The sequence below is a fragment of the Dietzia sp. UBA5065 genome, assembly GCA_002415925.1.
Lineage (GTDB): Bacteria > Actinomycetota > Actinomycetes > Mycobacteriales > Mycobacteriaceae > Dietzia.
This window is the reverse complement of record DIAZ01000152.1, coordinates 1-10,190: the sequence shown is the minus strand read 5'-3', so window position 1 is coordinate 10,190 and position 10,190 is coordinate 1. Positions and strand designations below refer to the sequence as shown.

At 74.2% G+C, this 10,190-nt stretch carries 11 protein-coding genes; 8 read left to right on the top strand and 3 right to left on the bottom strand.

The annotated features are described in order from the left end of the window. Together B4M60_RS12420 and B4M60_RS12415 are read left to right on the top strand one after the other, a co-directional pair. A partial coding sequence (locus tag B4M60_RS12420) for a glycosyltransferase family 2 protein (protein WP_291084404.1) occupies positions 1-452 on the top strand: 452 nt, incomplete at its 5' end. Positions 453-530: 78 nt separating this feature from the next. Beyond that, positions 531-1,643 (top strand): sugar phosphate nucleotidyltransferase, encoded by a 1,113-nt coding sequence (locus B4M60_RS12415; protein ID WP_414646799.1) that lies wholly within the window; start codon positions 531-533, stop codon positions 1,641-1,643. Here B4M60_RS12415 and B4M60_RS12410 read toward each other — a convergent pair. Both B4M60_RS12410 and cofD read right to left on the bottom strand, forming a co-directional pair. Next, a complete protein-coding gene (locus B4M60_RS12410) occupies positions 1,625-3,052 on the bottom strand; it encodes a coenzyme F420-0:L-glutamate ligase (protein ID WP_291084401.1) in 1,428 nt (475 codons plus the stop codon). The two genes, B4M60_RS12415 and B4M60_RS12410, sit on opposite strands and share 19 nt — an antisense overlap. Next, positions 3,049-4,086, bottom strand: coding sequence for a 2-phospho-L-lactate transferase (gene cofD / locus B4M60_RS12405; protein WP_291084398.1), 1,038 nt, complete (start codon positions 4,084-4,086; stop codon positions 3,049-3,051). The genes B4M60_RS12410 and cofD overlap by 4 nt, the downstream gene beginning before the upstream one ends. 259 nt (positions 4,087-4,345) lie before the next feature. On the opposite strand from cofD, the gene B4M60_RS12400 reads away from it, so the two are divergent. Beyond that, positions 4,346-4,657, top strand: a complete 312-nt coding sequence (locus tag B4M60_RS12400) for a WhiB family transcriptional regulator (RefSeq protein WP_291084393.1) — start codon at positions 4,346-4,348, stop codon at positions 4,655-4,657. Positions 4,658-4,708: 51 nt separating this feature from the next. Here the strand turns inward: B4M60_RS12400 and B4M60_RS12395 are convergent, their stop codons facing one another. Continuing rightward, a complete protein-coding gene (locus B4M60_RS12395) occupies positions 4,709-5,230 on the bottom strand; it encodes a metallopeptidase family protein (protein WP_349679629.1) in 522 nt (173 codons plus the stop codon). 166 nt (positions 5,231-5,396) lie between these two features. Between B4M60_RS12395 and B4M60_RS12390 the strand changes: the two genes are divergently transcribed. The 5 genes from B4M60_RS12390 to B4M60_RS12370 form a co-directional block, all read left to right on the top strand. Beyond that, entirely contained in the window at positions 5,397-5,873 is a 477-nt protein-coding gene (locus B4M60_RS12390) for a DUF3499 domain-containing protein (RefSeq protein WP_291084390.1), read from the top strand. 96 nt (positions 5,874-5,969) lie between these two features. Next, the gene (locus B4M60_RS12385) at positions 5,970-7,346 is read left to right on the top strand and encodes a phosphomannomutase/phosphoglucomutase (protein WP_291084388.1); all 1,377 of its coding nucleotides are present in this window, start codon (positions 5,970-5,972) and stop codon (positions 7,344-7,346) included. Beyond that, a complete protein-coding gene (locus tag B4M60_RS12380) occupies positions 7,339-8,433 on the top strand; it encodes a hypothetical protein (protein ID WP_291084386.1) in 1,095 nt (364 codons plus the stop codon). Before B4M60_RS12385 ends, B4M60_RS12380 begins: the two co-directional genes overlap by 8 nt. Positions 8,434-8,436: 3 nt before the next feature. Continuing rightward, positions 8,437-9,678, top strand: coding sequence for a mannose-6-phosphate isomerase, class I (manA, locus tag B4M60_RS12375; protein ID WP_291084383.1), 1,242 nt, complete (start codon positions 8,437-8,439; stop codon positions 9,676-9,678). Between the two features lie 60 nt (positions 9,679-9,738). Further along, a partial coding sequence (locus B4M60_RS12370) for an adenosylhomocysteinase (protein WP_291084380.1) occupies positions 9,739-10,190 on the top strand: 452 nt, incomplete at its 3' end.

Sequence of the window (10,190 nt, the reverse complement as noted above, 5' to 3'; positions counted from 1 at the left end):
GGGCCGGTATCGGCCACGCGGTGCTGGGTCCGGTGTGGCCCGGCAACCCGTGGACCGCCCGGTACCTCGACGACGCGGACATGGAGACCGAACGCCCCGCCGGATGGCTGTCGGGCTCCTGTCTGCTGCTGCGGCGGTCGGCCTTCGACGCGGTGGGCGGGTTCGACGAGCGGTACTTCATGTACCTGGAGGACGTGGACCTGGGCGACCGCCTCGGCCGCGCCGGGTGGCAGAACGTCTATGTCCCGTCGTCCGTCATCCACCACGATCAGGGGCATTCGACCAAGTCGGTGCCCGAGTTCACCCTGCGGGCCCACCACCGCAGCGCGTACCTGTTCCAGGCGGACCGGCATCCCCGTGCGTGGCAGGCACCGATACGCTGGGCCCTCAGGGTCGGCCTGGAGGCACGGTGCCGCCTCGCGATCCGCTCCGCGAGGCGCGCCCTGCGCTGAGCGCCGGACAGACCACCGGCCACCCGGTAGCCGCGCGACCGCGCGTCCCGGGGGGCCCATGACAGCGGGAGCAACAGCGTGACCTCGACGAACTCCGAGAGCCCGGTGCGGGGCGACCTGATCGCGGATACCGAGGCGGTGATCCTGGTGGGGGGGAAGGGGACCCGGCTGCGGCCGCTCACCATCTCCGCGCCCAAGCCGATGCTGCCCACCGCCGGCCTGCCGTTCCTCACGCACCTGCTCTCGCGGATCCACGCGGCGGGCATCCGCCGCGTGGTGCTGGGCACCTCCTTCAAGGCGGAGGTCTTCGAAGAGTACTTCGGCGACGGGTCGGACCTGGACCTCGAGATCTCCTACGTGGTGGAGACCGAGCCCCTGGGGACCGGCGGCGGTATCCGCAACGTCCTGGACGAGCTCACCGCCTCGACGATCATGGTGTTCAACGGCGACGTCCTGGGGGGCACCGACCTCACGCAGATCCTGGACCTGCACCACGCGAAGGACGCCGACCTCACCATGCACCTGGTCCGGGTGTCGGACCCCCGCGCGTTCGGCTGCGTCACCACCGACGACGACGGCCGGGTCCTGGAGTTCCTCGAGAAGACGCAGGATCCGCCGACCGACCAGATCAACGCCGGCTGCTACGTGTTCAAGCGTGAGCTCATCGAACAGATCCCCGCGGGCGTCCCCGTCTCCGTCGAGCGCGAGACCTTCCCCCAACTGCTCTCCGAGGGGAGGCGGGTCTACGGGTTCGTGGACTCGGCGTACTGGCGGGACATGGGCACCCCCGAGGACTTCGTCCGCGGGTCCTCGGACCTCGTACGCGGCATCGCCCCGTCGCCGGCCCTCGCGGGGCACCAGGGTGAGGCCCTCGTGCACGAGGGTGCCGGGGTCGGAGCCGGGGCGGTCCTGGTCGGTGGCAGCGTCGTCGGCCGGGGCGCGGTGATCGGGGCGGGCGCCCGCCTGGACGGCGCGGTCGTGTTCGACGGCGCCCTGATCGAGGCCGGCGCGACGGTCGAGCGGTCGATCATCGGCTTCGGCGCCCGCATCGGGCACCGGGCGCTCATCCGCGACGGCGTGATCGGCGACGGCGCGGACATCGGAGCGCGCTGCGAGCTCCTGCGCGGCGCGCGGGTCTGGCCGGGCGTGGTGATCCCCGACGGCGGGATCCGCTACTCCACGGACATGTAGGCGTCCCCGGCCGGCCGGGTCCCCCGCGGGGTGACCGGGTCGGCCGGCACCCCCACGGCCACGGCCCCCAGGGGCCGCCACGACGCCGGCAGGCCGAGCTCCCGCCGGGTGGTGTCGGCGGCGAAGATCGTCGACCCCACCCAGCACGAGCCCAACCCACGCGCCGCCAGGGCGACCAGCAGCGACTGCACGGCGGCGCCCCCGGCCACGGTGAACATGGTCTCCTCGCACGCCCGGCGCCGGGCGTCGGGGTATGCGTGCGCGCCGGCGGCGTCGTCGACGAACGGCAGGATGAGCTCGGGGCTGGTGCGCAGGAGGTCCCCCCGGGCCAGCCGGCGGGCCAGCACGTCGGCCGGATGGCCGTCGGCGCGCAGGTCCGCCTCCCAGTCCGCGCGCAGGGCGTCGAGCAGCCGGGTCCGCGCATCCCCGGCGACCCGGACGAACCTGATCGGGGTGCTGTGGTGGGGCGCCGGCGCGGTGAGCGCGTCGGCCACCGCGTCGGCGAGGGCCCCCGCGGGGACCGGCTCGCCCGAGAACCGACGGACGGAGCGGCGCCCGGGAACGGCCTCGCGCCGCCCCTGCGCCACCGCCTCGGCGGTGCCCAGCCGGAACAGGTCCGACGCGCTGTCGCGGACCAGGTCGCGGGCCCGCCGCGGGGAGCCGCCCTCGTCGTCGTCGTCCTGGTCCTCGTCGAGCAGGAGGTGGCGCACCCCGCGGACCACCGCGACCGGTCGGGCCCCGAGCTTGCCCTTGACCAGGTCGGCCGCCGCGGCGATCTCGTCGGCCACCGCGACGTCGGTGACCAGCAGCTCGTTGCCCTGGCCGTCCACGGCGCCGTCGTACCCGACCGACACCCGCAACCCCGCGGCGCCGATCGCCATGTCGACCTGGCCGGTGCGCCAGGCCCGCCCCATGGTGTCGGTCACCACCACGGCCACCCGCGCCCCGGTGAGCCGGTGCAGGTCACGCGCGAGCGCGTCGGCGGAGGCGTCGGGGTCCTCGGGGAGCAGCGCGAGCTCGCCGGACTCGACGTTGGAGCCGTCGACGCCGGCGGCCGCCTGGACGATGCCCAGCCGGTTCTCCGTGATCACCGTCCGGTTGACGCGCGCGACCACCCGCACGGACTCCTGGTCGACCAGGCGCCGGCGGAGGGCGTCGCGCTCCTCGGGATCGGTGGGCGCGGGCACGATCCGGCCCTCGGTCTTGGACAGGACCTTGGACGTGAGCACCACCACGTCGCCGTCGGCCAGCCCGCGCGGGTCCCCGGTGAGCGCGGCGGCGAGGATGCCGGCCAGGTCGTCCCCGGGGCGGAACTCCGGCAGCCCGTCCGGGGCCCACAGGTGGACGTCGGCGGGGGCCGCGTGCTCGCCCGACCAGGGGCGGCCCTCGGGGAGCGCGCCGTCGGTCATCGGTCGGACCGCGCGGGGACGTCGAGGCCGACCAGCCTGATCGCGGCGGCCACCATGTCGGCGGTGGCGTCAGGGTCGGTCATGAGCAGCGGGGCCTCGCCGACGGTGATCCCGTCCACCTCGCCGACCCCGCCCGCGGGGCCGTCACCGGGGGCCACCAGCCAGCCGTCGAGCAGGCCGGTGGCGGACCGGGAGCCGAAGTGGCGGGCCACGGCGAGGGCGTCCGTCTCGACCCCGATCGCGGTGAGGCACGTGTCGGCCATCCCGCGCAGCACCGCGCCGCCGATGACGGGGCTGACGCCCACGACGGGCGCGGGCGTGGCGCGCAACGCGGCGCGGATCCCGGGGACGGCGAGGACCGCGCCGACGGAGACCACGGGGTTGGAGGGGGCGACGACGACGAGGTCGGCCGCGGAGATCGCCTCGAGCGCCTCCTCGGTGGGCCGGGCGGCCTCCGCCCCGACCTGCACGAACCCGGAGGGCGGCAGCTGCGCCCTGTGCCTGACCCACCACTCCTGGAAGTGGATCGCCCGCGTGCCGGTCCCGCCCGCGGCGTCATCCCGGACCACCACGTGGGTCTCGCAGCGCTCGTCGGTGACGGGCAGCAGCCGGACGCCGGGGGACCAGCGCGCGCACAGCGCTTCGGTCACGTCGGTCAGGCGGTAGCCGGCGTCGAGCATCTGGGTGCGCACGAGGTGCGTGGCCAGGTCCTTGTCCCCGAGCCCGAACCAGTCCGGCTGCACGCCGTAGGCGGCCAGCTCGTCGCGGCAGTTCCAGGTCTCACCCGCGTGTCCCCACCCGCGCTCGGCATCGATGCCACCACCGAGGGTGTACATGATGGTGTCCAGATCGGGGCAGATGCGCACGCCGTGCATCCAGGCGTCGTCACCGACGTTGACCACCGCATCGATCCGGTGCGCATCGCTGCGGTGCGGCGCGTCCGCTCCCGGCCCGGGGTCCAGCCCGAGGAGGCGGCGAGCGCCCAGAAGGAAACGGGCGCCACCGACGCCACCGGCCACCACACAGATCCTCACGACGCCCAAGGGTAGTGACGAGGGGGCGGGTGGGTCCGGGTGGGCCACGGTCACCGCGGCGCGGCGTGGGGCGGGCGTGGCCCACGCCACAGGGTTTCTGGCGTGTCGCGGGCGCGCGTGGCCGACCGGCGGTGCTAGGTTTCCCCGTTTTCGCTTGACCTGAGCGACTCGCATGTGTGTAATCACAGGTGTGTCATTCGCATCTGAGCGGCACCGGGTCCGTCAGACGCGCGAGCGACGAGCAACGTAACACGAGGGGATGACCGTGGATCGACAGTCACGCACCGCAGCGGGACCCGACCTGACCCTGGTCGACTTCGGCTCCACCGCCCTCTTCGCGGAGGACGAGGAGGAGAGCTGGCAGGACCGGGCCCTCTGCTCCCAGACCGACCCGGAGGCGTTCTTCCCGGAGAAGGGCGGCTCGACCCGCGAGGCCAAGAAGATCTGCACGGGGTGCGAGGTCAAGGCCGAGTGCCTGGAGTACGCCCTCGCCAACGACGAGCGCTTCGGCATCTGGGGCGGGCTGTCCGAGCGCGAGCGTCGCCGGATCAAGCGCGACGCCGTCATGTGAGTCCCCCCGCACGCCCCCGCTTCCGCAGGTCCTGACCGCCCCACGGGGCGGTCAGTCGTCGTCCGGGCCGGCCTCGACCTCGTCGGGCGAGACCTCCAGGTGCTGGGAGACCAGCTCCACCAACACCGAGTAGACCAGGTCGCGCAGATCGTCCCCGCCCTGAGTGCGTCGGGTGAGCGGCTTGCGGAAGAGCACCAGCCTCGCCCGGGTGGGTTGGCCGGACCGGTCGACGCCGGCGGGGACGAGGCGGGCGAGCGGGACCAGCCCGTCGGCGACGACCTCTTCCGGCCACGACTCGCCCGGCTTCAGCCGCATCCTCGGCACCATGTCCACCGCGAGGTCCAGGTGGACCAGGCGGGAATGCCAGTGCTGGTCGATCTCGGCGAACGCCTCGAGCGCCGCGGCGTCGAACTCGGCCGCCCTGCTCCGCCACCGGGGGACCTCCGGGGGCAGGACCGGGCCCCGGGGGCCGTGGCCACGGCGTTCGGCGCGCCGGGTCGTCACCACGCGCGGGCCGCGCCGGCCGGGATCGCCGGGGAAGTCCCGCACCGAGATCCGGCTGCCCGCGCACACGTCGGACTGCCCGGCGCCGGGGATCGCGTTCCCCGTCGGCGGACGTCCGGGAACCGGGGTGGTCGGCGTCATGGCGCGAGGATAACCCCCGTCGGCCGGGCTCCGCGACATCGGCGCGGCGGGTCGCGGCCCGCCCGTCGACCGGACGGGTCTACCCTGGGGCCTCGTGAGTGAGAACCGTCGTTGCTGCCGCCCGGGGTGCCCCAATCGTGCGGTCGCCACGCTCACCTACGTCTACGCGGACTCCACCGCCGTCATCGGACCGCTCCCGGCGGTCCGCGAGCCGCACGCGTGGGACCTGTGCGCGGCCCACGCGCTGCGCATCACCGCCCCCCGGGGCTGGGACCTGGTGCGACACCCCGACATCGACACCTCCGCGGAGGACGCCGACCTCACGGCCCTGCTGGACGCCGTCGCCGGCGCCCCCGTCGGCGGCCGGAGGGCGGGAGCCGCGCTGGTGGACGCGGACAGGCTGCGGCGGCTGGGGGTCTCCGACCCCGGACCCGTTCTCGCGGAGGCCCCCGTCGATCCCTCCGGCGGCCGCCCCCACCTCCGGGTGGTTCCCGACGTGCCCGACCGCGCCGAGGCCGACCCCGGCCCGCCGGGTGACGGTGTGGGGGAGTCGGGTCCGGGCGCGGGCTGACCCTCCGCCCGACGCGTGTCCCGTCAGCGGGTCACGCCCCACGGGTAGTGTCACGGGCAAGACCCACCCGACCGCCTCTCATCCCTGGAGCAGCACGTGGCACGCAGCGCCGAGTCCGTCCGAGCAGTCATCAAGGCCTACGACGTCCGTGGCGTCGTGGGTGAACAGATAGACGAGGGCTTCGTCCGTGAGGTCGGGGCGTCGTTCGGCCGTCTCATGCGGTCGGAGGGCGCGGGCACGGTGGTGGTCGGCCACGACATGCGCGACTCCTCCCCGTCGTTGTCCCGGGCGTTCGCCGCCGGGGTCACGGCCCAGGGCCTCGACGTGGTGACGATCGGCCTCGCCTCGACGGACCAGCTCTACTACGCCTCGGGGCTGCTCGACTGCCCCGGCGCCATGTTCACCGCCAGCCACAACCCGGCCCGGTACAACGGCATCAAGCTGTGCCGCGCGGGGGCCAAGCCCGTCGGCCAGGAGTCCGGCCTCGGGACGATCTCCGCCGACCTGGTCGAGGGGGTGCCGGAGTACGACGGTGCCCCCGGCGCGGTGACCGAGCGGGACGTGCTCGCAGGCTACGGGGAGTACCTGCGCGGCCTGGTCGACCTGTCCGGCATCCGGCGGCTCAAGGTGGCCGTGGACGCCGGCAACGGGATGGGCGGCCACACCGTGCCCGCGGTGCTCAGCGGGCTGCCGCTCGAGATCATCCCCCTGTACTTCGAGCTGGACGGCAACTTCCCCAACCACGAGGCCAACCCCCTCGAACCGGCCAACCTGGTCGACCTCCAGGCGCTCGTCCGGGAGAGCGGCGCGGACATCGGGCTGGCCTTCGACGGCGACGCGGACCGGTGCTTCGTGGTGGACGAGCGGGGTGAGCCCGTCGCCCCGTCCGCCATCACCGCCCTGGTGGCCGGGCGCGAGCTCGACAAGGAGCCCGGCGCCTCGATCATCTACAACCTCATCACGTCGCGCGCCGTCCCCGAGTTGGTGGAGGAGAAGGGTGGCGTGGCCATCCGCACCCGGGTCGGCCACAGCTTCATCAAGGCGCAGATGGCGGACACCGGCGCGGTCTTCGGCGGCGAGCACTCGGCGCACTACTACTTCCGCGACTTCTGGGGCGCCGACTCGGGGATGCTGGCGGCCATGCACACGCTCGCCGCGTTGGGTGAGCAGGAGTCCACGCTGTCCGAGGTCATGGCGGAGTACACCCGCTACGCCGCGTCGGGTGAGATCAACTCGACCCTGGACTCGGCGGAGGCCCAGGTGGAGCGCATGGAGGCCGTCCTCACGGCGTTCTCCGGCCGCGCCGTCTCGGTCGATCGCCTGGACGGGGTGACCGTGGACCTCGGGGGCGGCGCGTGGTTCAACCTCCGGGCGTCCAACACCGAACCGCTGCTCCGCCTCAACGCGGAGGCGCCCACCACCGAGGGTGTCGCCGCGGTGGTCGACGAAGTCCTCGCGATCGTCCGTGCCTGACCTGACCAGCGACACCGGGGCCGGTCGGGTCGATCTGGACGACGCGGAGGCGCTCCGGTCCTCCGACGCCACCGGCGCCCTCCTCCACGCGTCGATGGGCGGTGCCCAGATCCGCGCGGTGGCGACGGCGGTGGACGCCGGGGCGCTCGAGGCGCTCGTCGGGTTCCGGCCCCGCGCGCTGGTGTGGGTCCACGGCCGCTCCGCCCGGGCCCGCCACGCCGCCGGCGTCGTCACGGCGCTCGCCGAGGGCGTCGGCGGGCCCGGCGTGCCGCCGCTGGTCCACGCCCACACGCTTCCGGCGTGGGTCGGGGCGCTGGACGTCGTGCTGGTCTCGGGGGACGACGCCGGGGACCGCGACCTCGCCTCCGCGGTCGACGCCGCCGCCCACCGGGGTGCGGCCGTGGTGGTGGACGTCCCGCGCGAGGGTCCGGTGGGGGAGTCCGGCGGGGGTCGCGCGACCTGGCTGCCGCCGTTGCCGTACCTGCCCCCGCACCGGGGGATCCTCCATCACCTGGCCGCGGGGATGGCCGTCCTGGACGCGCTCGGCGTGCCCGGCCTCGGCGTGGCCGCGGCCGCGGACGCGGTGGATGCCGAGCTCGAGGGTCTCGGGCCGGACCTGTCGACGCCGGTCAACCCCGCCAAGCTCCTCGCCAGGTCCGTCGCGGGGACGGACCCGCTCGTCTGGATCCACTCGGATCCGGTGTCCTCGGCCTACTGTGACCGGGCCGTCGCGGCGTTCTGTGACGTCGGCCGGGTCACGGCGTCCTCCTCGGTGTCGGATGCCGTCCGCTCCCAGGCGGAACGGGCCCAGGGCCGTCCCCCCGTGGATCCCCTGGCGAGCCTGTTCCACGACGACCAGCTCGACGGCGCACGGGAGGTCCTCCCCATCCGGCACCTCGGTATGGTGTTGGGCGCGGACGAGGACGTCGTCCGCCTGGCCGCGGGCCCGCTCGCGGACGTCGAGTGGATCACCGATCGCGGTCGGGACACGGTCGGCGACCCGCCGACCCCGTTGAGCGGAAGGGTGGCCGCGCTCATGGCTCGGACCGAACTGTCCGCCGCATACCTGTTGGTCGGGGGTCTGTGACCCGTGGTGACGCTCAGTCCTGTCGTCCAGGCCTACGCGTGGGGGTCCCGGACCGCGCTCCCCGAGCTGTGCGGGACGCCGTCCCCGGCTCCGCATCCGGTGGCGGAGTTCTGGTACGGGGCCCACGACTCGGGCTCCTCCCTCTGCTCTGACGGGGGCGGGCTGGACGCGCGGATCGCGGCCGACCCCGTGGGCGAACTGGGGGAGCGGGTGCTGGCCCAGCACGGGGCCGGCCTGCCGTTCCTGGTCAAGCTGCTCTCCGCCGAGCAGGCCCTCTCGCTGCAGGCGCATCCCTCACCCGAGAGGGCGAGGGAGGGGTTCGCCGCCGAGGACGCCCGCGGCCTCGCCGTGGACGCGCCGGACCGCAACTACCGGGACCCCAACCACAAGCCCGAGATCCTGGTGGCGCTGACCGACTTCCATGCCCTCGTGGGCTTCAGGCCGGTCGCCCGCACCGTCGCGCTGCTCGACGCGCTGGACGTCCCCGCCCTGCGCCCCTACCGGGACATGCTGGACGGGCAGCCGGACGCCGAGGGGGTCCGGGCGGTGTTCACCACCATCGTCACGATGCCGCACACCGCGCTGGACACGATCGTCCCGCAGCTGGTCACCGGCGCCGTCGCCTATCTCGGCGCGGTGGGCGTCGGCGGCGAGTGGGCGCCCGAGGCCACCACCGTCGTGGAGCTGGCCGAGCGCTATCCCACCGACCCCGGGGTGCTCGGCGCCCTCCTGCTCAACCGGGTGTCCCTGGACCCCGGGCAGGCGGTGTACCTCGGCCCCGGGCAGCTGCACGCCTACCTGCGGGGCGTGGGGGTGGAGGTCATGGCCAACTCGGACAACGTCCTACGCGGTGGCCTGACCCCCAAGCACGTCGACGTCCCCGAGCTGATGCGGGTCCTGGACTTCCGCCCCCTGGTCGATCCCACCGTGCGCGCCGTCCCGGCCGACCGGGGGATCCCGGGCGAGACGGACTACCCGACCCCCGAGCCGGACTTCGCCCTGTCCCGCATCGGGTTCGCCCACGGTTCCGCGCCCGTGACCTACCGGCCGGACGGCCCCGAGGTGCTCCTGTGCACCTCCGGGGAAGTCCGGGTCCGCGAGGGGACGAGGGTGGAGGTCCTCGGTCCGGGGGGTGCGGCGTGGGTGCCCGCCTCGACCCCCGAGGTGACGTTGACCGGCACCGACGGCGCCACCGTGTTCCGCACCCGCGTCGGCGATCGGGCCACGGGGACGCAGCCCCACTGAGCCGTCCCGCTAGGGTGGGGCGGAAGTCTTTCCCCTAGCTATGAGGAGCTGGTCGCACACATGTCTGCTGATCTCCGGGTGCAGTCCGTCAACGGTGTCGAGTTCAAGGTGGCGGATCTGTCGCTGGCGGAGGCGGGCCGTAAGCAGATCCGTCTGGCGGAGCACGAGATGCCCGGCCTGATGGCCCTGCGCGAGGAGTACGCCGCCGAGCAGCCGCTGGCCGGCGCGCGGGTCGCGGGCTCGATCCACATGACGGTGCAGACCGCGGTGCTGATCGAGACGCTGACGGCGCTCGGCGCGGAGGTGCGGTGGGCCTCGTGCAACATCTTCTCCACGCAGGACGAGGCGGCCGCCGCGGTCGTGGTGGGCCCGGAGGGCACCCCCGAGGCGCCGGCGGGCGTGCCGGTGTTCGCGTGGAAGGGCGAGAGCCTCGAAGAGTACGACTGGTGCCTCGAGCAGCAGATCTTCGCCTTCGAAGGCGGCAAGGGTCCGAACATGATCCTCGACGACGG